This window comes from Streptomyces sp. NBC_01689, from assembly GCF_036250675.1.
Taxonomy (GTDB): Bacteria; Actinomycetota; Actinomycetes; order Streptomycetales; family Streptomycetaceae; genus Streptomyces.
Genome location: NZ_CP109592.1, coordinates 9121388 through 9145328 on the forward strand (window position 1 = coordinate 9121388; position 23941 = coordinate 9145328).

Sequence of the window (23941 nt, forward strand, 5' to 3'; positions counted from 1 at the left end):
TGTGGTGCCGCCCTGTTCTTGCCCACGACCCTGCCCAGCACGGGGAGAAACGAACATCGAGTCCGGCGCGTCAAGGGCTCCGGCAGGTTCGGGCCCGGGTCTGCGTCCCCGCGACGCCGCTACGGAACGCCTAGTTCGAACAGGACGTACCCCGCGTACGAGCCGGAGGCGAGCGCGGCGATCCCGAGGACGGCGCACAGCACCGGCGTACTGAGCCGGCGCATCCCGACCGCGCACGGGATGAACAGGGGGAAGGCGGGGAGCAGGTACCGCGAGACGTTGCCGAAGATCTGCTGGCTTCCCAGCACGAGGACGATCGTCAGGAGGGTGTGGACGACGAGGACCGGCGGGGGTCGGAGCCGGAACAGCAGGGGGAGGACGATCAGCGCCAGCAGGACCGTGCCGGCCCCGATGACGTCCTCGTAGGGGAAGGCGGAGAGGTAGTCGAAGTGGCCGACCGGGAGGGAGGTGAACACGTCGAGGGTCTGCGCGCCGTAGTCGAACGTGTGGGCCCAGGCGCCCTCCTGGAGCTTGAAGTACCCGCCCCAGTCGCCCATCCGGTATCCCACCCAGCCGAGGTAGCCGACCAGTCCGAGCGGGGCGATCGCCACGGCGGCCAGGGGACGCAGGAGCATGCCCCGGCGTTCCTGCCCGTCCGGGCCGGGGACGTCGCCCCAGCGCCGCAACTGCCGCCGTCGTCGGAGCACGTGCAGCAGCGCGGCGACGGCGAGCGCCGCGATCAGCGCGGTGGCCGTCGGGCGGGCGAGTCCCGCGACGCAGGTCAGCAGTCCGGCGGTGAGCCAGCGCTGCCGCATGACGGCGTAACAGGCCCAGGCCGCGAGGGCGACGTAGAGCGACTCCGAATAGCCCGACCACTCCAGGCCGGAGCCGGGCCACACGGCCCACAGCCCGGCCGCGGCGAGTCCGGCCCGTCGGCCGCCGATCCGCGCCGTGACGGCGTGGATCGCCAGGGCGGCGGCGAAGGAGGCCACGACCGAGACCAGCAGACCCGCACCCAGCAGACCCAGGCCGGTGCATGAGGAGACCAGGCGCATCAGAGCCGGGTACAGCGGGAAGAACGCCGCCGCGTTGCCCTCCAGGGTGATGAGGCCGGTGGCGCCGGGCACCGGTACGAGCGCGGGGTGGTAGCCGTGCGCGGCGATCTGCTGGTACCACCAGCCGTCCCAGGTGGCCAGGACGTCCCAGACATGGGCGCCGCCGCCGAAGCGGTGGTCCTTGCGGCGGAAGTCCCCGGCGGAGTCGAGCAGGTACATGAAGACGCAGAAGCCCACGAGCTTCAGCGATCCGTACAGCGCGAGCACCGGAGCGTGGCGCGACACGGCGCGGCGCAGCCGGGCCCGGCGTGTCGGCACGGCGGGGACGGTGGGGACGGTGGGGGAGGGGAGGACCGCGGGGGCGGTGGCGTACGGCGGCTCGGTGGCGAGCCGACCGCCGTAGACGCGCGTCCTGGCGTCCTCGTACGCCGGCGGGGGCGCGGACCGCGGGTGGTTCATCGGGCCTCGCCTCCCCGTGCGTCGGCGGTGGAGGCGCTGGTGAACACCCCGGCCCGGAGGAGCAGGGGGCACAGCAGTGTCGTGGCGAGGTCGGCGACGGCGAGCACGGCGACCTCCCCCGGCCGTCCGGGATGGGGGACCCAGCGGTGCAGTGCGGCGAGCGCGCCACCGGTGAGGGCCAGACCGGCACCGAGGGCGAGGAGCCCTCCGGGCCGCCGGCGCGGCGCGCCGCCGCGTCCGCCCCGTCCGAGGGCGAGCCGCCGGTGCGCGGCCGGGTGGGCGACGGCACAGCACAGGAGCGCCCACGCGTTGGCCTCCTGCGGACCCGTCACCGTGCGCAGGGACACGTAGAGCAGGACGTACCCGACCGTGGTCAGCAGGCCGACCGCGCCGAGGCGTGGGGAGCGGCCCACGGGTGAGCCCGGAGCGGGGCCCGCGTCGGCGCGCCGCAGATCAGCGGTCGGGAGCGCGCCACGGGCCAGTGCCCCGCCGATCCTGGCGATCCCGCGCAGGTCCGCCACGGCCGTGGGGATCAGGTCGACCCGGCTGTCGGGGTCGTCCACCCAGTCGACGGGCACCTCGTGGATCCGCAGGCCCGCTCGCTCGGCGATGACGAGCATCTCCGTGTCGAAGAACCAGCCCGAGTCCTCCACCAGGGGGAGCAGCCGTTCGGCGACATCGCGCCGGACCGCCTTGAAACCGCACTGGGCGTCGGAGAACCCGACGGCGAGGGTGGACCGCAACAGGGCGTTGTAGCAACGGGAGATGATCTCCCGCTTGGGACCGCGCACCACCCGGGAGCCCCGGGCCAGCCGGGTCCCGATGGCCAGGTCGGAGTGGCCGGAGATCAGTGGGGCCACCAGCGGGAGCAGGGCCGTCAGTTCGGTGGACAGGTCCACGTCCAGGTAGGCCAGGACCGGGGCTCGTGACCGCGACCAGGCGGCACGCAGAGCCCGTCCGCGGCCCTTCTCGGTCAGCCGTATCCACTCGGCCTCCGGCAGGTCGGCGGCCAGCCGGGCCGCGATCCGGGGCGTGGCGTCGGTGCTGGCGTTGTCGGCGACGGTGATGCGGAACGGGTAGGGGAACGTCTCGCGCAGGTGCCGGTGCAGCCGTCGCACGCTCGGCTCCAGGTCCCGCTCCTCGTTGAACACCGGGACGACGACGTCCAGTACGGGTTCCGGGTGGTCCGCTGGGAGCGGCAGCCGGAGCGGCAGTCCGTCCAGGGGCAGTCCTGTCGGGCGGGTCGCCGGGGAGAGCCGCACGGTATGGGTCATGGTTCGTCCAGGTCTGTACGTCCTCGCAGGGCATCCCGAAGGCACTCACGGCGGAGCTGTGGTTCCGGGGTGAGGCCGCGGGCGAGCGAGGAAGGGTCGGCGGGACGGAAGGTCCCGGGGCAGGGCGGGCGGGCCGGAGGATGCCTCGGCCGGGGAGTACGGAGAGCGGGCGGACCGGCGGGCGGGTGGTGGTTACCCGGTGTCGGCCGAGCCGGAGGAGGAGGACGAGGGCGGGGACGAGGGTGACTCGACGGGCGTCGTCGTGGGGGGTGGTGGTGCGCTGCTGTCGCCCGGGGTCGACGAACTCCGGGGCGGCGGGGCCGAGGTCGTGGTCCCGGAGCCGTCCGAGCCGTCCGAGGCCGCCCCGCCCGTCGAGGCAGGAGCGGAGGGCGGTGCGGAGGTGCCGGCGGTGTCGTCCGGCGCGGCCGTGTCCGAGCCGGTAGGGGTTCCGGAGGGCTGGGGCGGAGTGGGGGAGAGCGTCGGTGTGACGTCCGGCGACGGGCGGCCGGTCAGGGGCAGCGGGGCCTGCGGCCGGTCGCTGTCCGGGGTGTGGGGCAACAGGAAGAGTCCGGCGCCGAGTCCGGCGACCGCGAGCACGGAGCCCACGGCCTTCTGCGCGGAGCGGACCCGGCGGCGGTCGCGGATCCCGGTCCTGAGACGGTTCCGCTGTGCCGGGTCGAAGGGGGTGTGCTCCTCGGCGTCGCGCATCATCCGCGCCAACTCCCGCTCGAAGTGATCCATGATTCCTTCACTCCACCGGTTCGACGACGACGGCCAGGATCTGACGCAGGCGCGCCACACCACGTGAGGCGTGGGACCGGGCGGTGCCCAGGGGGCATCCGAGGGCCTCCGCGACCTGTTTCTCGGGCAGGTCCTGGTAGTAGCGCAGCACGACGGCGGCCCGCTGGCGGGGCGGCAGTTGGGCGAGGGCCGTCTCCAGGCGCGACCGTTCCACCACGGTGGCGGACTCGTCCCCCGCCTGCGGCAGGTCGGGCAGTCGCTCCACGGGCCGCTCGCCCCACCACCGTCTGCGGGCGGAGCGGGCGGCGGCCCGGGCGAGGACCTTGCGTACGTACGCCTCGGGCGCCTCGTCGGCGATCCGCGGCCAGACGAACCAGAGTTTGACCAGGGACTCCTGGAGCAGGTCCTCGGCTCGGTGCCGGTCACCCCCGCTGAGCAGGCGTGCGAGGTGGATCAACGCCGACCAGCGGGCCGCGACGAAATCGTCGAAACCCTCGGCTCCAGCCTGTTGCATCCGCACCGTCCCCGCCCTTGCCAGCTACGTACACCTGGTGAAAGACGTCGGCGGCCGCCCCGCTATGCACTCCCGTCACGTGATGCCGGTCACACCGGATGCCGGGGTGTGGCGCGACCGGCGGCGCGGACAGGTGTCACACGTGTCTGTACATGCCCGCACGTGTGGCACCGTGCGGGCATGTACGGCGGGAGGCCGGTCACGGTCGGTCGGAGGCGAAGAACCGGGTCCCGCGGCCGGCGCCCAGGGTCGACCGGACCGCCAGATCGAATCCGGCCTCGGAGAGGGTGAGGAAGCGGTCGAGGCGGCGTATCTCCCAGTGTTCGAGCTCGTAGAAAGGCAGCGGCCTGGCCGGAGTCCACCCGCGCAGGGCGGCCGCGAGACCGGCGGCGTCACCGAACGCCTTGGACGTACCCGACGCGGTGTGGGGCCTGACCGTACCCGCCGCGTCGCCGATCAGCGCCGCGTGGTCGGCCACCATGCGCCCCGGCGCGAGGTCGAACACGGGCTGCATGAAGACATCGGACAGACGCACCAGCTCGGCCAGGGGCCGCGGCAGCGACACGTCGGCCAGGTGGCGGACCTCTTCGACGGTCTCGGACCGCAGCTCGCCCGGCGGCACGAAGTGCGCGAAGTGCGTTCCGAGACGGCCGGTGAGCAGCCTCGGGAGATCGGGCTCGGCCACGTTCACGTACCAGACCCAGTTGACGCGCCGTGCGCCCTTCTCCCGCTCGCCGTCGGCTCCCGGCACCAGGTAGCACAGCATCTGCATCCCGCTCGACGTGAAGAACGTGAAGCGGTCGTCGAGAAGGTCCCGCAGGTCGTCCGGGAGCGCGGACTCGGGTTCCAGGCCGCGCCAGGCCACGTAACCGGCGTACTCGGGGCGGGTGACGGAGTCGAGCAGCATGCGGGTGGCCGATCCGATGCCGTCGGCGCCCACCAGGAAGTTGCCGCACGCGCTGTGCCCGTCCGCGAACTCGGCGGTGACCTCGTGGCCGCTCACCCGCACACTTCTGAGAGTGCTGTCCTGGCGGTGGCAGACCCCGGAAAGAGGCTCGCGCAGCGCGCGGTAGAGGGTGTCCCACGCGGTCATGAGCTGCGGCGCCCCGTGCCGCGAGGCCTTGCCCTGGGCGTCCAGTTGCTGGCGCTCACGCAGTTCGACACTGACCGAGGCCGCGTCGCTGCCGAGGCGGCTCAGCAGCGCGTCGACCTCCGGCTGCATGACGATGCCGGCACCGCGTGCCGATGTCTCACCCGCGGAACGTTCGTAGACGGCGACCTCGGCGCCCACGGCCCGCAGTTCGTGCGCGGCCGCCAGACCGCCCACCGATCCACCGATGACCAGCGCTGTGAAGTCGTGCGGCTCGGACATGGCACCCCTCTGTTGCTCTGCCGCGGCGGATGTCGGATGTCTGGTCCGGCGGCCGGGCGGCGCGGGACGCCCGGCCGCGCGGCTGCTCCGGCGTGACAGGGGCGGATCCCCGGGGACGACGGCCCGGGCACCGGGTCGAGTGGGAACGGGACCGCCGGGGAGTCCCTTCGCCGGCGACGCGCGCCTCCGTGGTGACGTGCGCGAGACGTGCGTCGCGGCGGTCCCGGGGCGTGCCGCGACGCGGCGGCACGAGTACGTCCGCTCAATAAATTTAGGCACATGGCCGGTGCGCCCGCACGTCCGGCCCGGACGGCGGGGGAGGCCGCGACACGGGCCGGGCGGCGGCGATGGCCGGGATGCGTCCGGCACGGGACGCGGACACAATGTTCGGATCCGGCGGGCGGAGCGTCAGTGGCCGCGCGGTCCCACCCGCCGCACGGGCCCGCACGGCGGCGGAAGCCGTGTCCGTCGCGGGCCGGGTCCCGGAGGAGTGCGGCGCCCAGGCGCCCACCGCGTCTCTCCGGACCGTCGTCCCTCCGGACCGTCGCCTCTGCGGAGCGTCGTCCCTCCGGACCGTCGCCTCTGCGGACCGTGCCGAGCGGCGGTCCTTCGGTGGCGGCCGGGCGGTGCGGTGGGTGACCGGTCGCCCGATGCCGTGACGGTGCCGTGGAGCCGGACGCGCCGCCGGGCAGGACCTCATCGGCCGAGCAGTCTTCCGGGAGCGAGGTAGGGCAATGGCGGACGACACCCAGGACTCATCGCGGATCGGCGACTCACCGCGTATCGGCTGGATCGGTACCGGCCGGATGGGCTTCCCCCTTGCGGCCCGGCTGCTGGACGCGGGATACGACGTGGCCGTCCACAACCGGACGCGCGCCAAGGCGGAGCCGCTCACGGAGCGAGGCGCGACGGTCGTGGACCGGCCGGTCGACCTGGCCGACCGGGACGTCGTCTTCACCATGGTCTCCGCCTCACCCGATCTGGAGGCGGTCGCCACGGGTCCCGGCGGGGTGCTGACCTCGCCGGACGCCGCACCGGGGATCCTGATCGACAGCTCCACGGTGTCCACCGGGACGTCCGCGCGGATCAGGGAGGCGGCGGCCCGGCGCGGAACGGACTTCCTGGCCGCCCCGGTCAGCGGGAACCCGAAGGTGATCGCCTCGGGGGGCCTGACGATCGCGGTCTCCGGTGCGCGCGAAGTGTTCGGCCGGGTCGAGCGGTTGCTCGCGCCGCTGGGGCGCGGTGTGACCTACGTGGGCGAGGGCGAGGCCGCCAGGCTGGTCAAGATCGCGCACAACGTCTTCCTCGGTGTCGTCACCCAGTCGCTCGCCGAGATCCTCGTCCTCGCGGAGAAGGGAGGAGTCGGCCGTGCCGCCTTCCTGGAATTCCTCAACGACTCCGTGATGGGCTCGGCGTACACCCGGTACAAGTCGCCCGCGCTGGTCAAACTGGACTTCACACCGACGTTCACCATGCCGCTGCTGCGCAAGGACATGGAACTGGGACTGTCCGCGGGCCGTGAGCTGGGGGTCCCGATGCCGCTGGCCGCCGCCACCGCCCAGCTCGTCGCGGGTGCCGTCGGCGCGGGCCATGCCGACGAGGACTTCGCCGCCCTGATCCTCGAGCAGGCCAGGAACTCCGGCCTCACGCTCGAAGCCGAGGACGTGTCCGTCGACGACGGTCTCTCCCCGCGGGAATGACCCCCGCCGTGCGAGGCGTCCTCCCCGCGCGGATTCCGCCTCGCGCCGAACGAAGCCGGGCCTCCCGCGCGGAAGGAAGCCGGGCCGCGTGGGCGGCAGGAAGCCGGGGGCTTTCCTGCGCGACGAAGAAGGTGCGGCAGGCCGTCTCGGCAGGACGCGGGAAACGCCTCGTGTGCGAGGTCGGCACCGAGGTGTCCGCGGCGCGCCGACGGAGTGCTTCTCGGGTAGCTTGGGTGAATCGACGTGCACCGTCCGGTCGTGTTCCGTCGCGGAACCAGCCGCCCGAGTGAGGCCTTTCTCCGCGGGTCCGACCGGAATTCCCGGTGACGAACGACGGATTTCCCGGTGACCGAGGGAAGGATTCGCGCCGTGCCCTTCATCACGACCGCAGACGGAACCGAGATCTTCTACAAGGACTGGGGGTCCGGTCAGCCGATCGTGTTCAGCCACGGCTGGCCGCTGACCGCCGACGCGTGGGACCCCCAGCTGAACTTCGTGGCGGACAACGGATTCCGTGCCATCGCCCACGACCGGCGCGGCGGCGGACGTTCGGGGCAGCCCTGGGCGGGCAACGACCTCGACACCTACGCCGACGACCTGGCCTCGCTGATCGAGGCGCTGGACCTGCGCGACGTCATCCTCGTCGGGCACTCCACCGGCGGTGGCGAGGTGGCACGGTACATCGGCCGCCATGGGACCGGACGGGTCGCGAAGGCCGTTCTGCTCAGCGCGATCCCGCCGCTGATGCTCAAGACGGAGGCGAACCCCGAGGGACTGCCCATCGAGGTGTTCGACGAGATCCGGGCCGGTGTCGCGACGGACCGCTCCCAGTTCTACCGGGACCTCAGTGAGACCTTCTACGGCGCCAACCGGGAGGGCTCGACGGTCTCCCAGGGCACGCGTGACGCGTTCTGGCTGTGGTCGATGCAGGTGGGCATCAAGAGCGCGTACGACTGCGTCAAGGCGTTCTCGGAGACCGACCTGACCGAGGACCTCAAGCGGTTCGACGTCCCGACCCTGATCGTGCACGGTGACGACGACCAGATCGTGCCCATCGTGGCCGCGGGCGAGAAGTCCTCGAAGCTCGTCAAGGACGCCACGTTCAAGGTGTACCCGGGCGCCCCGCACGGCCTGGCGATGGTCCCCGTCTTCGCCGACCGTTTCAACGCCGACCTGTTGGAGTTCGCGCGCGGCTGAGTCACCCGTCGGTGTGTCACCCGGCCGCGTCCTGGGGGTGAGAACCGTGCGGGGTTGATGGGCCGGACGGGGCAGGCCGCCACGGCGAACGGGTGAGATCTGAAAATAGTATGTATCGGTGGGTGGGGTCGGGGCAGAGGGTTCTTCGGAGGTTGATCACATGGTTCCCCTGCTCCTCGTCCTTCTGCTGGTCCTGCTTCTCTTCGGCGCGGGATTCGCGTTGAAGATTCTCTGGTGGGTCGCGATCGTCGTACTGGTCCTGTGGCTGGTCGGCTTCGTCGCCCGTCCCAAAGGCGGCAGCGGCCGCTGGTATCGCTGGTAGCCGCGTCCGACCCGTTCCGGGAGTGGGCCCGAACTCGACGAGTTCGGGCCCACTCGTGTGCGCGGGGCCGTGCGCCGGGACGTACGTGTGGTGCGGGACGACCGGATTGGAGTGCCGGCTTCGGGACACACGCATCAGGTGCTGAAGATACTTCTGGTCGTCCTGCTCGGCTCGCTCGCGACGCTCGCCACGGCCGTCGCCGCCCTGGTCTCGCCCTGGTGGTGGGCCGCGGCCGTCCCCCTGCTCCTGTTCACCCTGGTGGCCGTCCACGACCTGGTGCAGCGCCGGCACTCCGTCCTGCGGAACTACCCCCTGCTCGGGCATCTCCGCTTCATGCTGGAGGCGCTGCGCCCGGAACTCCAGCAGTACTTCGTCGAGCGCAACTTCGACGGCCGTCCCTTCGACCGCGACACCCGCAGCATCGTCTACCAGCGCGCCAAGGGCACCGACGCCGAGGAGCCCTTCGGTACCGAACTCGACCTGTACCGGACGGGCGGTGAATACCTCACCCCGTCGATGGCTCCCCGGCCGGTGCCCACCGACGTGCCGCGCGTCCGTATCGGCGGGCCCGAGTGCACCCGGCCCTACGACATGGCACTGCTCAACGTCTCGGCGATGAGCTTCGGTTCGCTCTCCGCCCCGGCCGTACGCGCCCTCAACACCGGTGCGCGACTTGGCGGGTTCGCCCATGACACCGGCGAGGGCGGCCTCTCCGAGTACCACCTCGGGTCCGGCGGAGATCTCGTCTGGGAGATCGGCACCGGCTACTTCGGCTGCCGCACGGACGAAGGGGACTTCGACGCACGGCAGTTCGCCGAGAAGGCGGCCCACGAGCATGTCAAGTGCGTGTCGTTGAAGATCAGTCAGGGTGCGAAGCCCGGCATCGGCGGTGTACTGCCGGGCTCCAAGGTGAACGCCGAGATCGCCCGGGTGCGGGGCGTCCCGGAGGGACGGACCGTCATCTCGCCACCGTTCCACCGTGTCTACTCCACCCCGCGCGAACTGGTCCGCTTCCTGGCCCGGATGCGTGAACTGGCCGGCGGCAAGCCCGTCGGGTTCAAACTGTGCGTCGGCTCGCGCCGGGAGTTCCTCGCCGTGTGCAAGGCGATGCTGGAGGAGGACAGCACACCGGACTTCATCGTCGTCGACGGCGCCGAGGGCGGAACGGGCGCGGCACCCCTCGAGTTCGCGGACAACGTGGGCCTGCCGCTGGGCGAGGGGCTGATGACGGTGCACAACGCCCTTGTGGGCGTGGGCCTGCGCGACCGGATCCGGATCGGCGCCGGCGGCAAGGTCGCCACCGGCAGCGACCTCGTCAAACGCCTTCTCCAGGGAGCCGACTACACCAACGCCGCCCGCGCCATGATGTTCGCGATCGGATGCATCCAGGCCCAGCGCTGCCACACCAACACCTGCCCGGTCGGAGTCGCGACCCAGGACGAACGGCGCGCCCGTGCGATCGACGTTCCCGACAAGTCCCAGCGGGTACGGCGTTACCAGGAGGCGACGGTGCGGAGCGCGCTCCAGATCATGGCCTCGATGGGCGTCGACGAACCCCGTGACCTGCACCCCCACATGCTGCTGCAGCGGGTGAACCCCTACACCGTCCGCTCCTACGCGGAACTCCACGACTGGCTCACGCCCGGAGAGTTGATCGCGTCGGCCCCCTCCGGCTGGGCGTCCGACTGGAAAGCGGCCGATCCGGACCGCTTCGCCCGCTGAACGCCGAATCCGGCATTCGCCGCCTCACCCGCCATCCGGCACCCGTTCCGAGGGGCCGCACCGAACCGAAGGGTATTCCCGTGGCACGAACCGTCGCCCGTGTGATCGTCGACGCACTCCAGGAGCTGGGAGTCCAGCACGTCTTCGGCGTGGTCGGAGACGCCTTGAACCCCCTGACCGACGCGATCCGCACCACCGACGGCGTCGACTGGATCGGCTGCCGGCACGAGGAGGCCGCGGCCTTCGCCGCCGGGGCGCAGTCCCAGCTCTCCGGGACCCTCGGGGTCTGCATGGGGACGGTGGGGCCCGGCTCCGTACACCTGCTCAACGGGCTCTACGACGCGGCGAAGAGCCGCACCCCCGTCCTCGCGATCTGCGGTCAGGTGCCCCTCGCCGAGGTCGGCAGCGACTACTTCCAGGAGGTCGACAACGACCTGCTCTTCCGCGACGTGGCGGTCTACCGGGCCACCCTCACCTCCCCGGACCAGATGCCGCGGATGCTGGAGTCGGCCGTACGCGCGGCCGTGAGCCAAGGGGGAGTGGCCGTCCTCACCGTGCCCGGCGACCTGGGCGACCAGGAACCGAGCGAGGACCGGGCCGCCCGCTTCGCCCTCGACCGGCCCGTCACCCGGCCCGACGACCCCGCCCTCGCACGGGCCGCCGAACTCCTCGATGCCGCCGACCGGGTGACCCTGCTCGTGGGCCGCGGAGCCCGCGACGCCCGGGACGAGGTCCTGCGGACCGCCGGAACACTCGCGGCGCCGATGGTCCTCACGCTCAAGGCGAAGGAGGGATTCGAGGGGGACAACGAGTTCCAGGTGGGCCAGACCGGCCTGATAGGCAACCCCGCCGCCGCCCACGCACTCGACAGCGGCGACGCGCTCCTCATGCTCGGCACCGACTTCCCGTACCGGGACTGGTATCCGAAAGGCTGCAAGGTCGTCCAGATCGACACCCGGGAGGAGCACCTGGGCCGTCGGATCCCCGTGGACGTCGGTCTGACGGGCGATGTGGGCGCGACGCTGCGAGCCCTGCTCCCGCTGCTGGATACGGTCTCGGACCGGAGTCACCTGGACGACGCGCGGGAGCGGTTCGCCCATTGGCAGGAGGGCCAGCGGCGGCTGGCCGACCCGGGGCACGAGCACCGCTGGACCGGAAGGCTGAGGGCCGTCCTGGACAACCGCGACCACGAGATCCGCCCCGAGGCACTGGCCGCCGCGGTCGACACCCACGCGGCCGAGGACGCCGTCTTCACCTCCGACACCGGAATGGCGACGGTCTGGCTCTCCCGCTTCGTCGGTATGCGCGGGAGCAGGCGGCTGATCGGCTCGTACAACCTGGGTTCGATGGCCAACGCCATGCCCCAGGCCCTCGGGGCCCAACTCTGGGCGCCCGACCGTCAGATCGTCGCCTTCTGCGGCGACGGCGGGCTGAGCATGCTGCTCGGCGACCTCATGACCATCAAGACCTACCGGCTGCCGGTGAAGCTCGTCGTCTTCGACAACCGCCGTCTGGGGATGGTCAAACTCGAACAGGAGCAGGCCGGCCTGCCCGAGTTCGGCACGGAGCTGGACAACCCCGACTTCGCCGCGGTGGCCACCGCGCTCGGGCTCACCGGCATCCGCGTCACCGACCCCGCCGATCTCGACGCGAGCGTGCGCCGGGCCTTCGACACCCCGGGGCCGGTCCTGCTGGACGTCCTCACCAACCCGCAGGAGGTGGCCGTGCCCGGCAAGCCGACCGTGTCGCAGGGATGGGGATTCGCCATCGCCAAGGTCAAGGAGATCCTCCCGAGCCACGAAGGCTGACGGGGGGCTGACGGGGGCCCGAGTTGCTCCGGGCGGCACGGGCACGGGGCCGACGCCGGTCCGGACTCGGCCGGGCGCACAGCGCTCGTCACCTGCCGCGAGCCCCCGCGCCTCTGGCCCGCGGCCCGCGCGGACAGGTCCCGCGGCGCGTTCCCGGCCCCGGCCCGCCCCGGTTCCACCCCGGGAGGGGCTGGGCAGAGGGGCCGGCCGGGGCGCGGTCACACCTCACCCGCGACGGCGCCGTACGGCCGCCTGTCAGCCACCTGCCGGGCCTGCCGCCGGCCCGTCACCGGCAGTGTCCCGCGGCCGGTCATGGTCCGAGTGCTCCGGCCGGTCACGGCCCGGGTCCGCCGCAGGGTGGCCGCCAGGGTCCTCCGTCCGGTCCTGTCCGGCGGCGGTCCGGTTGTCCCGCGTGTCGACGCTCAACGCCTGCTGGAGTGTGGGGTAGCAGGTGATCACGGTGTCGAGGCCGACGATCCGCAGGACGCGCAGGATCGAGGGGGAGGGGGCCGCCACCCGTACCCAGCCGCGCCGGGCGGTGGCGGCGTGGTGGGCCCCGATGAGCGCGTTGATGCCGCTGGAGTCCATGAAGGTCACCTGGCTCAGCTCCACCACGGTGCGGGCGGTCGCCGCGCCGTCGCTCCCGAGAAGCGCGCGCTGGACCTCGGTACCGGTCGTGAAGTCGATCTCGCCGCACAGGGCCAGCACGGTGATGCCCTCGGCGGTGGTGGAGCGGGTTACCGACAGCCGTGAGGACTCCATCACGGTCATCCCTTCCGTGTGACAGGGCTCGGCGGGTGTGCGGGGACGGAAGCCCACGGCGTCGGTGGAGCGCCGTGGACGGGAACCCCTCAAGGGTCCGTGCCCCGCGCGTCACCCGTCAAGAGATACAGGAAAACTTTTTCACCCTTTCTTATACCTGAATCGTGCGTCTACCCTGGGACCATGCATGGAGTACCCGAGTCCCATACCGGCTGGACGTTCCTGACCAACCATGCGCGCGTGCTGGCCGCCATCGCCGAGGACCGCACCACGCGCATCCGCGACATCGCCGCGCGCTGCCAACTCACCGAGCGGGCCGTCCAGAAGATCATTTCCGACCTGGAGGAGGGCGGGTACCTCACCCACACCCGGCAGGGCCGTTCGAACGAGTACCAGATCGAGGAGGGAACCCGGCTGCGGCACCCCGCGGACGCCGGACCGACGGTGGCCGACCTGCTGGCCCTCCTGGCCCGGCACGACGCCGAACACGGCACGGGCAACCAGCGGGCGTGACCGTGTCCCCGCGGACACCGGCGCGCGAAGACGACCGGTGACGCCGGGCCGCGCTCCCCGGGTGACCGAAGGGCGGTGGCACGGACCTGATCCCGACGGCCGTGTGACGACGCCGGATTCGAGGGCATCAGATGAGACGGAAGAGCGCCGGACTCCCCGGACCACGGAGGCGACGTTGACGTCCGAAGCGGACATGACGCGGCAGGTGCCCTCGCCCCTCGGGGCCTCGGCGGACGAGGTGCTGCGCCTGGAGGACGAGAATCTCCAGCTCAAGCAGGCGGTGCGGTCGCACGCCGTCGTCGATCAGGCCATCGGCGTCATCCTGGCGGTCGGGCGGCTGACCCCGGACGAGGGCTGGCACATGCTGCGGAACATCTCCCAGAACACCAACGTCAAACTGCGGCAGGTGGCCGAACTGATCGTCGACTGGGCGCGCACCGGTCGACTGCCCGGCGAGATCCGCAGCCAGTTGGAGCGCGAACTCGGCCTCGACGGCTCCGCGGGCGACGTGCGGTAGAGCCGCCGCCCCTCCGTACGGAGTGCAGGGCGGAACGCGGCCCGAGCGAGCGCGCGTGCGGCGACCCGGTCCGGGTGAGCGTGCCGCGACTCCGCGGTGCGGTTCGCCCTCGACGTCCGTGTCCCCTTGGCGCGTGGAGGGCTGAGGGCTCGGGTGGTGTCCCCGCCCAGCCCGGAGTGGTTCGCCGCCCGGTCCCCGGACCGGAGCACCAGGACGAGGTGCTGCCGCCCGAGGCGCGGGCGCGGGTCGGTGCCGAGGCCGCGGTGGGCCAGGGTCGGCGCGAGGTCGTCGCGGACACCGGACGCCGGACGCCTGGTCGCCCTGGAGTACCACGGTGCCTCGGCCGGTCACCGATGCCCCCGCGCGGAGTTCGGCATCACGGCCGAGGCGGTCGCGGCCGCCGCTCGTGACGGCGTCCGCGACGCCGCCGGCGCACCGCGCCCCGGAGGGCGTCGGCGGACCGGCGTGACCGGCGGGCGGCACCGGCGACCTGGACCGGAGTGGCGGACGTACGGGCCCCGGGTCCCGTCCCGGACATGGCCTAGGCCGGGGCCGGGACCAGTTCGTCGGCGACCCACCGTGCCACGCCGGCGGGGTAGGGCGGCGACAGCGCGAGCACGAGGTGCCGGAACCCGGCGTCGGTCGCCGCTTCGATCGCGTTCCGGGTGCTCCCCGGATCGTCGTAGGAGACCGGCAGTACGGTCGACCGGGTGATCGTGGCCGGGTCGCGCCCGATCTCGGCGCAGTACCGGTCGAGCAGGGCGCCGCGGGCGCGGGCGTCGTCGAGGTCGGTGCCGGGGTAGTTCCACAGATCGGCGTGCTCGGCGACCACGCGCAGGGTCGACGGTGCGCGTCCGCCGATCAGCACGGGCGGGTGCGGGCGTTGGACGGGCTTGGGACTGCCGAGCGCGCCGGTGAGCCTGGTGTGGGTGCCGTCGAAGTCGAACGGCTCGGACTCGGTCCACAGCCGCCGGATCACCGTGCAGGCCTCGGCGAGGGCACTGACGGCGTGGGCCGCGTCGTGGAAGGGCAGACCGTGGGCCGCGTACTCGCGCCGGGCCACCGGGTGGCCCGGCCGCGAACCGGCACCGATGCCGAAGTCGAGACGGCCGCCGGAGACCGCGTCGACGGTCGTGGCGATCTTGGCCAGCATCGCGGGCGGACGGAAGCGGTTGCTGGTCACGAGCACACCGAGACGCAGCCGCCGGGTGTGCGCGGCCAGCGCCGAGAGCAGGGTCCACCCCTCGTAGGTCGGACCGTTCGGGTCGCCGCCGATCGGCATGAGGTGGTCGAAGAGCCACGCGTGCTCGATCGCGGGGATCGTGTCGGCCTCCCGCCAGACCCGCAGGATGTCCTGATGGGCGACCTGCGAGGGCGCGGTCATGATCCCGTAACTGACCTTGTTCGCTGGGGACATGGGGCCGGAGTTCCTTTCGGTGGAGTGGGGTGGCGGTCACCGGCCACCGGTCGCGTCTCCTGAGAGCGGCCGGGGCCGGCGGGAGCGAGCCGCAGTCGTCCCGGGGCGGACGCGCCTACTTGTTCCGCACCAGACCCAGCGGCTCGGGGTCCTTCTCCAGCGCCGAGCACGCCGCGGCCCAGCCGGTGTCCCCGGGGTGGAGAGCGCCACGGAGGAACGCCGAGGTGAACCGCTGTACCAGGGAGACCCGTTCGGGACTCTCGTCGGTCGTCTCCGCGACGCCGTGTCCGGAGATCCCTCCGAGCGAGTGCTCGGCGCCGAACAGGGTCAGCAGACTTTTGTCGCCCGGGCTCAGGAAGTACGGGTCGGTGAACCAGTCCGGTCCCCGGACCGACAGCGCCGACTGGTCCTGGTCCCCGGCGACCACGAGCGCCGGTGTGGTCATCGTGTCGAACGACGGGTTCATGAAGGGGAAGTGCTCGGCCGCGAACGGAGTCAGATCGTCCCCGCCCCGGCCGGGTACGGCGAGCAGGACACCCGCCGAGACCCGCGGGTCGGACAGGTCCTCGCCGGGGACACCGTCGGAGCCGAGTATCCGTGCCCCCAGCAGCATGCTCGCCGTCTGGGCACCCCAGGAGTGCCCGGCCACGGCGACGCGACCGCGGTCCAGGCGCCCTTCGAGGCCCGGTACGGACGCTTCCAGCAGATCGAGCCGGTCGATGACACGCCTCATGTCCTCGACCCGGAACCGCCAGATCAGTGGCGTGCGGGGGTCTTCCTCGGGCAGGCCGAGCGTCCGGGAGTCGAGGTGGGTGGGCTGGACGACCACGAAGCCGCGCGCGGCCCAGAAGTCCGCCAGCGGGGCGTAGCCGTCCATCGACCAGCCGTACCCGTGCGAGAAGACGACGACGGGCAGGTCCTGCCCGGTCGTGGGCGCCGAGACCCGGACCTGGAGATCCTCGCCGCGACCGGGGGCGGGCAGCACGACCGGCCGCACGGAGACGACCGGGCTGGGTGTGGAGGTGGGGACCGGGGCGGTCGCCACGTTCGATTCGGACATGGAAGTGCCTTCCGTTCACGTCCTCCGCGCGTTCCGTGCGCGGTGGATCGTCGATCGTGGTGGGTGTGGGTGTGGGTGTGGGCGTGGGTGTGGCAGTGGCAGTGGGTAGCGGGTGTGGGGGGGTGAGGCGGACCGGGGGTGTGGCGGGCGGCCGGGCCGGGGCGCGCCGGTGGCCGGTCCGTGACGTTCCGATGCGTCTCACCGCCGCGGTCGCGTCGCTCGCGTCGGGGCCCCCCGGGTTCGCGTGCGTCTCGCGACAAGGGCTCCGGGCCACTCGTCGTGGGGCCGAGGCGATGGGTCGGCGCCGCCCCGCACGGTTTGGCCGCCGACCCCGGCTCTGCGATGATGAGCAAACGGAACCTTGTCCCGTTTGAAGATACGGAACGTTGTTCCGGATAGCAAGCCCGGTCATGGAGAGGACGGCGCGATGAGTGACGGCGGCGGGGAGGCGGGGCGGGCGGCCCGGCCCAAGCGGGCGGACGCCCGGCGCAACGAGGAGACCCTGCTCGACGCGGCCGCCGCGATCTTCGTGACCTCGGGAGTGGAGGCGCCGGTGCGGGACATCGCCGCCAGGGCCGGGGTCGGGACGGGCACGATCTACCGCCACTTCCCGACGCGGGCGGATCTCATCATCGCCGTCTACCGGCACCAGGTCGAAGCCTGCGCCGAGGCCGGTCCGGCCCTGCTGGCGAGCAGCCCCACCCCGCACGCCGCACTGGGCCGGTGGATCGACCTCTTCGTCGACTTCCTGGTCACCAAGCACGGCCTCGCCGCCGTGCTGCAGTCCGACGCCGCCGGCTTCGACGCGCTGCACACGTATTTCCTCGACCGCCTGGTGCCCGTGTGCGGCCGGCTGCTCGACGCCTCGGCGGCCGCCGGCGAGATCCGCGCGGACATCGACCCGCTCGGGCTCATGCGAGGCGTCGGGAACCTCTGCATCGGCGCGGACACCGATCCCCGCTATGACGCCCGGCGACTGGTCGAGTTCCTCGTGGCGGGGCTGCGCCGGACGGCGTGATCCGGCGCCGGGGGCACGTGGACTTCATGATTCACTACGAGGAGGAGTGCCGGGCGGCGGTGCCGCCCCGGAGCGTGGGCCGACGGGAATTTTCGGGCCCGTCCCGGGCGTCTGTCCGTGGGGGAGCGGCCGGTGGCCGCGCCGTTGAGTCCGCACGGTCCGCACGCGCGTCGTGCGCAGAGACGAAGAGGGATGTGAAGGGCTATGAGCGCCACTGAGGAAAAGGCGTTGCTGGCGGGCGGCTGCTTCTGGGGGATGCAGGACCTCATCCGCAAGCTCCCGGGTGTCCTGGCCACGCGGGTCGGGTACAGCGGCGGTGACGTCCCCAACGCGACCTACCGCCACCACGGGACGCACGCCGAGTCGATCGAGATCACCTTCGATCCCACCGTGACCGACTACCGCGCGATCCTGGAGTACTTCTTCCAGATCCACGACCCGACCACGAAGAACCGCCAGGGCAACGACATCGGCCTCAGCTACCGCTCCGCGATCTTCTACGCCGACGACGAGCAGCGGCGGGTCGCCGAGGACACCATCGCCGATGTCGAGGCCTCGGGGCTGTGGCCGGGCGACGTCGTGACCGAGGTCGTGCCCGCCGGTGACTTCTGGGAGGCCGAGCCGGAGCACCAGGACTACCTGGAGAAGTTCCCCGAGGGCTACACCTGCCACTTCCCGCGGCCGAACTGGCGGCTGCCGAAGCGCGCGGAGGCCTGACCCCGGAGGCCGGACCCGGGGGCCCCGGCCGGTGACGGCGAAGTCCGTCACCGGCCGTGTGGGCGGTGACGGACACCTGGGGCGTGGTCAGGCCGGCTGGGCGGCGGTACGCGGCGCCGGCACCTCGGTGGCATGGGGATAGGCGGCCGCACGGTGCTGGAACGAGAGGATCTTCGGGTTCCGCACGACGCCGTCACGGATCTCGATGGCGTTGCGGATCGTCGCGTCCGCGTCCCAGGCGGCGGGGCCGCTCATGACCTCGCGCAGGTAGGGGAGGAGTGCCTCACTGATCTCCCAGGTCGCCGAGTCCCACAGGTGGGACGGACTGTGGTCCACCGCGTAGTAGTGGCAGTCGGTGCCCACCGTGGGCATGGGGTCGCCGAAGGTCGTGGGACGGGCCCATGTGAAGCCCATGCCCTCGTCGCAGGAGACGTCCACGAAGAAGGTGCCCGGCCGGAACAGGGCGAGTTCCTCGTCCGTGACGAACATCAGTGGCGCGTCGGTGTCCTGCCGGACGCAGTTGACGATGATGTCGAACCCTGCCAGGTACTCCGCGAGCGGTACCGGGCCCGCCGGGGTGAGGGCCCGCAGCCGCGAGGGATCGTCCGACTGTTCCTCGAAGTGGCCCATCACGACCGACGGCATCGGTGAGGCCACCGCCGCCGCGGCGCGCTGGGTGAGGACCGTGACGTCGGACACCCCCATGGCGCCGAGACCCGTGACGGCGCCGCGTGCCGTGGCGCCGAAGCTGATGACCACCGCGCGCAGCCGGCGTCCGTAGCTCCCGGTCACGCCGCCGAGCTGAAGCGCGTGCAGTACCGAGCAGTAGCCCGCCATCTCGTTGTTCTTGTGGAACACGTGGACGCTGAAGGCGCCCGTGGCGGTCCAGTGGTTCATCGCTTCCCAGGCGACGAGGGTCAGTCGCCGGTCGATGGCGGTCTGCGTCATCTTCTCGTCCTGCACGCAGTGCGGCCATCCCCACAGGACCTGGCCCTCACGCAGCTCGGCGATGTCGTCGTGCGTAGGTTTGGGCAGCAGGAGCACATCGCACTCGGCGAGGATGCGTTCGCGCGAGCGCAGGCCCGCCACGAGCGGCAGCAGCGCGGCGTCCTCGATACCGAAGCGCCGTCCGTAGCCGTGTTCGAGGAAGATTCTCGCGCGTACCTCGGGAGCGACCCGGTCGAAGTGGGCGGGGTGCAACGGCAGCCGGAACTCGTTCTCCTTGCGGGACGAGGCCAGGACTCCGAGACTCAACAGGGTCATGCGCTTCCTTGTCATGTAGTTGTCATTCAGTTGTGTCGGCCGTGGCCCGGACGCCCGGCGCCCGAGAGTGCGGGCGCGGGCCGGCCACGACCGGTCGGTGGAACGGGTGCGCGAGGGTGGTTTCCGCCGACGACGGTGTGCCCGGGGGTGCCGGATCAGGGCCGGTCGGGCCGGTGTCCCCGGAGGCGTTCGGTCATCGGGAGAGGTGTCTCCTCCAGGCCGGTGGCCGAGCCGCTCGCCAGCCGCGCGCAGGTCCCGCGGCAGGCCAGCTGTTGCCTGTCGTCGCGGTGCGAGACCACCACCGCTTCCCTGTCGGGTGCGTCGCGGTAGTCCGTGCCGCAGATGAGGCAGGCCAGTCCGGCGAGCATCTCGGAGGTCGGCTCGGGCCGTCCTCGGCGGTGGCCGGAGATCGCGTCCTGTGAATACATGGGTGCCGCATCCTCTTCGTCGGTCATCGGCCCAAGGGCTGCGGTGTGTCGGTGCCGGAGCACCTCGGGGACCGGGCGGACCGCCACCGCGGGCGCGGAACGGGACACGGAACACGGCGCGGGAGGGGACCGATGGGCATGGGGCGGTTCATTTCCGGCCGGAGCGCTGGTGCTCAGGCGACTGCCGTTCCCCGAGGGCGACGCCGAAACGGATGACGGCATACGAGGTGCGCTCGGTGGTGTCACCGTACTCCCTTCGGAGACCCCGGGCTTCGCCGTACGTGCTCGGGGGCGGGGACCGGGCGACCGGCGCGCGAGGGTACCGGCCGCCCGGGTGGCTACCCCGTCGCCCGAGCGTCTCCGCGTGCCCTGCCCGGTCCATGCCTTTTATGATGATCCGTGGCGGATGTGAAGCCGACCGGCGCGGCTGTCGCGCCCACTTCCGCACCGTGGACCGACGGTTCCCGGTGCGGAGGCGAAGGCATCGGCCTCGGTCGCCGGGGTCGTCCCGGCGCCTCCCGGGTGCGGGGCCCATCCATGCCGACGGTCCCGGCCTGTGCACACCGCACCGGCGGACCGAACGCCCGCGGACGGTGGCCCGGCACAGCGAGGGAGTCGTACATGCGTATCGATCTCACGGGGCGGACCGCCCTGGTGACCGGGTCCACACAGGGCATCGGAGCGGCCATCGCGGGTGGCCTCGCGGAGGCGGGGGCGCGGGTGGGCGTCAACGGCCGCGACAAGGAGCGGGTGGACGCCGCGATCCGGCAGATGCGGGAAGAGGTGCCGCACGGCGACTTCGTCGCCGTCGGCGCGGACGTGTCCTCCGAGGAGGGGGCCGCAATCGCCCTCGACACGCTGCCCGAGGTCGACGTCCTCATCAACAACCTGGGCGTCTTCGGCTCCCAGGACCCGCTGGCCATCTCCGACGAGGAGTGGCGCCGCTACTTCGACGTGAACGTGCTCGCCGCGGTCCGCCTCACCCGGGCGTACATGCCGCGGATGCTGGAGAACGACTGGGGCCGCGTCCAGTACATCTCCAGCGAATCGGCGGTGACCATCCCGGAGGAGATGATCCATTACGGGATGACGAAGACCGCCCTGCTCGCTGTCGGCCGCGGCTTCGCGAAGAAGGCCGCGGGAACGGGTGTCACCGTCAACTCGGTGCTCGTCGGACCGACCCGGACCGCGGGCGTCGAGGAGTTCGTGTACGGACTGGTCGGCCGTGACCTGCCCTGGGAGGAGGCGGAGCGGGTCTTCATGCGTGAGCACCGCCCCCAGTCGCTGCTGAGGCGCCTGATCCTGCCCGAGGAGATCGCCAACATGGTCGTGTACCTGAGTTCGGACCAGGCCTCCGCCACCACGGGCGGCGCGCTGCGCGTGGACGGGGGCTGCGTCGACTCAGTCATCCCCTGACCGCCGCGCCCCGGACGGGCCCGAGGCTCCACCCGCGCGCGGGTGGAGCCTCGGGCCCGTCCGCCACCGTCAGGGAGCGGTTTCCGGGTGCGCTCCGGCCGGTCGGCTCAGCCGTCCGCCGGACGCTTGCGGCCGACGCCCGAGTACACCCAGTACTCCGACGGGTGGTCGGGGACGAGGTCGTCCGGGTCCGGTCGCCACAGGGGTACGTAGACCAGACCGGGCTCCACGAGGTCGAAGCCGTCGAAGAGCCCGTGGATCTCGCCGTACGACCGGGCGGTGACCGGTGAGGTGGCCCGGGAGCGGTACAGCTTGCCGACCGCGGCCGCGGTGTCGGGGCGATCCTCGTTCGTCGCGTGCGTCAGCGCGAGCCAGCTGTCGTCGGGCAGGGCGTCCCGGAACGCGGCGACGATGCCGGCGGGGTTCTCCTCGGGCGCGATGAAGTGCAGGATCGTGATCATCAGTACGGCCACGGGCTGATCGAAGTCGATCAGCTTGTGCACCTGCGGCGAGGACAGCACCTCGGCCGGCCGGCGGATGTCGGCGTCCACGATGTCCGCGTCCGGATTGTCGGCGAGCAGCGCGGCACTGTGCGCCACCGCGACCGGATCACTGTCCACGTACACCACCCGGGCGCCCGGACAGGCCGCCTGCGCCACCTCGTGGACGTTGCCCTGGGTCGGGATGCCCGATCCGAGGTCGATGAACTGCCGTACCCCCGCGTCGATCAGGAAGCGCACGGCCCGTCCGAGGAAGGCGCGATTGGCCCGCGCCAGGGTGCGCACCTGCGGGTCGATGGCGGTGAACGCCGCCAACGCCTCCCGGTCTATGGCGAAATTGTGCTGGCCGCCCAGCATCGCGTCGTACATCCGGGCAACGCTCGCCTTGTCCGGGTCCACACCCTGAGGCAGACCTTCGCTACCTGACACCACAACTCCCCGTCCTGCAGGTGATCTTGACGCTCCATCATATAGTTGCCGACCAGGCGCGGCGAGGTGCGTCCATGCCACGCGATGACGACCCCCTCCAGTGGAAGGCACCGCCCTGCGGAACGAAGCACACAGCCACGCGGACGACGCGGCAGCCGCGTTCGCGCGCCTTCGGCCGGTGTTCTCGGGCGCGGCCGACGCCATCGGCTCGGAACTCAGCCTGGACCTGACCGGCAGCCACGTCGTCCAGGCGCTGGCGCCCGGGTTCTGCGACGCGGCCTCGGTCTACCTGCTGGAGCGCTGGCTGCTGGAGGAGAACGCGTACCCCTCCGCCGACCCGGCCCAGATCGAGGCCCGGCGACTGGCCCTGCGCATCGGGAAGGACGCGCCCGAGGACTGGGAGGGGGCGCTGCCGGTGGGCGAGGTGATCGTGTTCCCCCGGGAGACCCCGTACACCCGCTCCGTCGTGACCCGGACGACACAGCTGCTCGACTCGGTCGACGCCCACACGTCCGAACGGCTCAGCACCGCCGGGGGCGACGACGTCCGCATGGACGCCCTGCTGCGCACGGCGTCCTTCCTCGTCGTGCCCCTGCATCTGCGGGGTGTCGCGGTCGGGTTCATCGCGTGCACGCGCGGCCCGGACCGGGCGCCGTTCCTGACCGGGGACGCGGCGGCCGTCGAGTCACTGGCCGCCCGCGCCTGCGTCGCCCTCGACAACGCGCGGCGCTACGAACGCGAACGGCGCACGGCGCTGGCCATCCGGCAGAGCCTGCTGCCCGCGACCTCGCAGACGTTCGAGGGCTGCCGTATCGCCCACGGCTATCTCCCGGCCGGACAGGACAACATCATCGGCGGTGACTGGTTCGACGTGCTGCCGCGCTCCGAGGGCCGGGTCAGTCTGATCGTCGGGGACGCGATGGGGCACGGACCGGAATCGGCGGTCGCCATGATCCAGCTGCGTACCGCCGTCCGCACCCTCGCGGGCCTGGACATCACCCCGGCCGAGCTGATGCGGCGACTGGACGCGCTGGCCTGCGACACACCGGGCGCCTCCTTCGCCACCTGCATGTACGCCGAGTGGGACGCGCAGAACCAGCTCTGCACGTTCGTCGGAGCCGGACATCCTCCTCCACTGATCCGTGCCGCGGACGGACGGGCCAGACCGCTCGCGCTCGCCAGCGCGGGGCTGCCCCTCGGACTCGGCATGGGCAGCTATGAACCCACCGTCGTCAGGGTGTCCGAACCGGTCCTGCTGGTGCTCTACAGCGACGGTCTGGTCGAGTCCCGCGACAGCGACATAGAGCAGGGCATCGCCCGCCTCGCCGGTCTCCTCGACCCGGACGGCGCGGAACCGGGGAGCACCGACGGCCCCGACGGCCTGGAATCACTCTGCCGGCAGCTGTTGCACAAGACGTCGCCGACCGGTGCGGGCGCGGACGACCGGACGCTCCTGCTGGCCGAACTGACGCCCGCGAAGCGCCCGATCCCGTGGTGAGCGCCGCGGGCCCGGTTGGCCCCCGTACCCGCCCTCTCGCTCGTACGGGCGAGAGGGCGGGCACCGGTGCGGTGCGCACGCCGGCCGGTGCCGACGCGCCGAGCACCGGTCCCCGGGCGCGGTTCGCCCTGTCGGCGGCGGCCCCGGAGAGCCCTCGAGACGGCTCCGCCGGGGCGTCCTGTCAGGTCGGGCACGCGCTCTCCCGCTCCTCCGGCGCCCGGCGGGCGAGCGCGGCGGGG

The 23941-nt window shown here is 72.2% G+C and carries 22 protein-coding genes; 11 read left to right on the forward strand and 11 right to left on the reverse strand.

Annotated elements, in window-relative coordinates; genetic code table 11:
• Nucleotides 1-119: 119 nt before the first annotated feature.
• From OG776_RS39030 to OG776_RS39050, 5 genes are all read right to left on the reverse strand, one after another.
• Nucleotides 120-1514: a hypothetical protein gene (locus OG776_RS39030; RefSeq protein ID WP_329323436.1), complete on the reverse strand. Its 1395-nt coding sequence runs from the start codon at nt 1512-1514 to the stop codon at nt 120-122.
• A complete protein-coding gene (locus OG776_RS39035; RefSeq protein WP_148014717.1) occupies nt 1511-2788 on the reverse strand; it encodes a dolichyl-phosphate beta-glucosyltransferase in 1278 nt (425 codons plus the stop codon). The genes OG776_RS39030 and OG776_RS39035 overlap by 4 nt, the downstream gene beginning before the upstream one ends.
• Nucleotides 2789-2980: 192 nt before the next feature.
• Nucleotides 2981-3529 carry a hypothetical protein gene (locus tag OG776_RS39040; protein WP_329323437.1) on the reverse strand — a complete coding sequence of 183 codons (549 nt, stop codon included), beginning with the start codon at nt 3527-3529 and terminating at the stop codon, nt 2981-2983.
• A 7-nt stretch (nt 3530-3536) separates the two neighbouring features.
• The gene (locus OG776_RS39045) at nt 3537-4043 is read right to left on the reverse strand and encodes a SigE family RNA polymerase sigma factor (protein WP_148009730.1); all 507 of its coding nucleotides are present in this window, start codon (nt 4041-4043) and stop codon (nt 3537-3539) included.
• Between the two features lie 199 nt (nt 4044-4242).
• A complete protein-coding gene (locus OG776_RS39050; protein WP_148009731.1) occupies nt 4243-5415 on the reverse strand; it encodes an FAD binding domain-containing protein in 1173 nt (390 codons plus the stop codon).
• A 734-nt stretch (nt 5416-6149) separates the two neighbouring features.
• Here OG776_RS39050 and OG776_RS39055 point away from each other — a divergent pair.
• The 5 genes from OG776_RS39055 to OG776_RS39075 all read left to right on the forward strand — a co-directional run bounded on the left by OG776_RS39055 (nt 6150) and on the right by OG776_RS39075 (nt 12164).
• Nucleotides 6150-7115 (forward strand): NAD(P)-dependent oxidoreductase, encoded by a 966-nt coding sequence (locus tag OG776_RS39055; protein WP_148009732.1) that lies wholly within the window; start codon nt 6150-6152, stop codon nt 7113-7115.
• Nucleotides 7116-7484: 369 nt separating this feature from the next.
• Nucleotides 7485-8312 carry an alpha/beta fold hydrolase gene (locus OG776_RS39060; RefSeq protein ID WP_148009733.1) on the forward strand — a complete coding sequence of 276 codons (828 nt, stop codon included), beginning with the start codon at nt 7485-7487 and terminating at the stop codon, nt 8310-8312.
• 160 nt (nt 8313-8472) lie between these two features.
• Complete coding sequence (locus OG776_RS39065; protein WP_148009734.1) at nt 8473-8634, forward strand: hydrophobic protein; 162 nt, start codon at nt 8473-8475, stop codon at nt 8632-8634.
• Between the two features lie 138 nt (nt 8635-8772).
• Nucleotides 8773-10356: an FMN-binding glutamate synthase family protein gene (locus OG776_RS39070; RefSeq protein ID WP_148009735.1), complete on the forward strand. Its 1584-nt coding sequence runs from the start codon at nt 8773-8775 to the stop codon at nt 10354-10356.
• Between the two features lie 80 nt (nt 10357-10436).
• Nucleotides 10437-12164: a thiamine pyrophosphate-dependent enzyme gene (locus tag OG776_RS39075; RefSeq protein WP_148009736.1), complete on the forward strand. Its 1728-nt coding sequence runs from the start codon at nt 10437-10439 to the stop codon at nt 12162-12164.
• 255 nt (nt 12165-12419) lie between these two features.
• Here OG776_RS39075 and OG776_RS39080 read toward each other — a convergent pair whose 3' ends face one another.
• The gene (locus tag OG776_RS39080; protein WP_261994584.1) at nt 12420-12935 is read right to left on the reverse strand and encodes an STAS domain-containing protein; all 516 of its coding nucleotides are present in this window, start codon (nt 12933-12935) and stop codon (nt 12420-12422) included.
• A 174-nt stretch (nt 12936-13109) separates the two neighbouring features.
• Between OG776_RS39080 and OG776_RS39085 the strand changes: the two genes are divergently transcribed.
• Entirely contained in the window at nt 13110-13439 is a 330-nt protein-coding gene (locus OG776_RS39085) for a helix-turn-helix transcriptional regulator (protein WP_148009737.1), read from the forward strand.
• Between the two features lie 193 nt (nt 13440-13632).
• Nucleotides 13633-13956, forward strand: coding sequence for an ANTAR domain-containing protein (locus tag OG776_RS39090; RefSeq protein ID WP_148009763.1), 324 nt, complete (start codon nt 13633-13635; stop codon nt 13954-13956).
• A gap of 541 nt (nt 13957-14497) precedes the next feature.
• On the opposite strand, the gene OG776_RS39095 is transcribed toward OG776_RS39090, so the two are convergent.
• Entirely contained in the window at nt 14498-15373 is an 876-nt protein-coding gene (locus OG776_RS39095; protein ID WP_329323439.1) for an LLM class flavin-dependent oxidoreductase, read from the reverse strand.
• 115 nt (nt 15374-15488) lie between these two features.
• Entirely contained in the window at nt 15489-16433 is a 945-nt protein-coding gene (locus OG776_RS39100) for an alpha/beta hydrolase family protein (protein WP_148009739.1), read from the reverse strand.
• A gap of 427 nt (nt 16434-16860) precedes the next feature.
• On the opposite strand from OG776_RS39100, the gene OG776_RS39105 reads away from it, so the two are divergent.
• Nucleotides 16861-17451 (forward strand): TetR/AcrR family transcriptional regulator, encoded by a 591-nt coding sequence (locus OG776_RS39105; RefSeq protein WP_148009741.1) that lies wholly within the window; start codon nt 16861-16863, stop codon nt 17449-17451.
• Between the two features lie 204 nt (nt 17452-17655).
• Complete coding sequence (gene msrA / locus OG776_RS39110) at nt 17656-18168, forward strand: peptide-methionine (S)-S-oxide reductase MsrA (RefSeq protein WP_148009742.1); 513 nt, start codon at nt 17656-17658, stop codon at nt 18166-18168.
• Nucleotides 18169-18255: 87 nt separating this feature from the next.
• Here the strand turns inward: msrA and OG776_RS39115 are convergent, their stop codons facing one another.
• Entirely contained in the window at nt 18256-19431 is a 1176-nt protein-coding gene (locus OG776_RS39115) for a N(5)-(carboxyethyl)ornithine synthase (RefSeq protein WP_329323440.1), read from the reverse strand.
• 155 nt (nt 19432-19586) lie between these two features.
• The gene (locus OG776_RS39120; protein ID WP_148009744.1) at nt 19587-19859 is read right to left on the reverse strand and encodes a hypothetical protein; all 273 of its coding nucleotides are present in this window, start codon (nt 19857-19859) and stop codon (nt 19587-19589) included.
• Nucleotides 19860-20480: 621 nt separating this feature from the next.
• Between OG776_RS39120 and OG776_RS39125 the strand changes: the two genes are divergently transcribed.
• The gene (locus tag OG776_RS39125) at nt 20481-21275 is read left to right on the forward strand and encodes an SDR family NAD(P)-dependent oxidoreductase (protein ID WP_148009745.1); all 795 of its coding nucleotides are present in this window, start codon (nt 20481-20483) and stop codon (nt 21273-21275) included.
• 107 nt (nt 21276-21382) lie between these two features.
• Here the strand turns inward: OG776_RS39125 and OG776_RS39130 are convergent, their stop codons facing one another.
• Nucleotides 21383-22207: an SAM-dependent methyltransferase gene (locus OG776_RS39130; protein WP_410093191.1), complete on the reverse strand. Its 825-nt coding sequence runs from the start codon at nt 22205-22207 to the stop codon at nt 21383-21385.
• A 97-nt stretch (nt 22208-22304) separates the two neighbouring features.
• On the opposite strand from OG776_RS39130, the gene OG776_RS39135 reads away from it, so the two are divergent.
• Complete coding sequence (locus OG776_RS39135; RefSeq protein ID WP_148009747.1) at nt 22305-23702, forward strand: PP2C family protein-serine/threonine phosphatase; 1398 nt, start codon at nt 22305-22307, stop codon at nt 23700-23702.
• Nucleotides 23703-23941 lie beyond the last annotated feature (239 nt).

Bases quoted from the DNA above. Each gene is read 5' to 3' on its own strand.
- OG776_RS39095 (WP_329323439.1), bottom strand. From the start codon at position 15,373: ATGTCCCCAGCGAACAAGGTCAGTTACGGGATCATGACCGCGCCCTCG.
- OG776_RS39040 (WP_329323437.1), bottom strand. From the start codon at position 3,529: ATGGATCACTTCGAGCGGGAGTTGGCGCGGATGATGCGCGACGCCGAG.
- OG776_RS39090 (WP_148009763.1), top strand. From the start codon at position 13,633: ATGACGCGGCAGGTGCCCTCGCCCCTCGGGGCCTCGGCGGACGAGGTG.
- OG776_RS39035 (WP_148014717.1), bottom strand. From the start codon at position 2,788: ATGACCCATACCGTGCGGCTCTCCCCGGCGACCCGCCCGACAGGACTG.
- OG776_RS39115 (WP_329323440.1), bottom strand. From the start codon at position 19,431: ATGACCCTGTTGAGTCTCGGAGTCCTGGCCTCGTCCCGCAAGGAGAAC.
- OG776_RS39080 (WP_261994584.1), bottom strand. From the start codon at position 12,935: ATGACCGTGATGGAGTCCTCACGGCTGTCGGTAACCCGCTCCACCACC.
- OG776_RS39085 (WP_148009737.1), top strand. From the start codon at position 13,110: ATGCATGGAGTACCCGAGTCCCATACCGGCTGGACGTTCCTGACCAAC.
- OG776_RS39120 (WP_148009744.1), bottom strand. From the start codon at position 19,859: ATGTATTCACAGGACGCGATCTCCGGCCACCGCCGAGGACGGCCCGAG.
- OG776_RS39125 (WP_148009745.1), top strand. From the start codon at position 20,481: ATGCGTATCGATCTCACGGGGCGGACCGCCCTGGTGACCGGGTCCACA.
- OG776_RS39055 (WP_148009732.1), top strand. From the start codon at position 6,150: ATGGCGGACGACACCCAGGACTCATCGCGGATCGGCGACTCACCGCGT.
- OG776_RS39105 (WP_148009741.1), top strand. From the start codon at position 16,861: ATGAGTGACGGCGGCGGGGAGGCGGGGCGGGCGGCCCGGCCCAAGCGG.
- OG776_RS39045 (WP_148009730.1), bottom strand. From the start codon at position 4,043: ATGCAACAGGCTGGAGCCGAGGGTTTCGACGATTTCGTCGCGGCCCGC.
- OG776_RS39065 (WP_148009734.1), top strand. From the start codon at position 8,473: ATGGTTCCCCTGCTCCTCGTCCTTCTGCTGGTCCTGCTTCTCTTCGGC.
- OG776_RS39100 (WP_148009739.1), bottom strand. From the start codon at position 16,433: ATGTCCGAATCGAACGTGGCGACCGCCCCGGTCCCCACCTCCACACCC.
- msrA (WP_148009742.1), top strand. From the start codon at position 17,656: ATGAGCGCCACTGAGGAAAAGGCGTTGCTGGCGGGCGGCTGCTTCTGG.
- OG776_RS39050 (WP_148009731.1), bottom strand. From the start codon at position 5,415: ATGTCCGAGCCGCACGACTTCACAGCGCTGGTCATCGGTGGATCGGTG.
- OG776_RS39030 (WP_329323436.1), bottom strand. From the start codon at position 1,514: ATGAACCACCCGCGGTCCGCGCCCCCGCCGGCGTACGAGGACGCCAGG.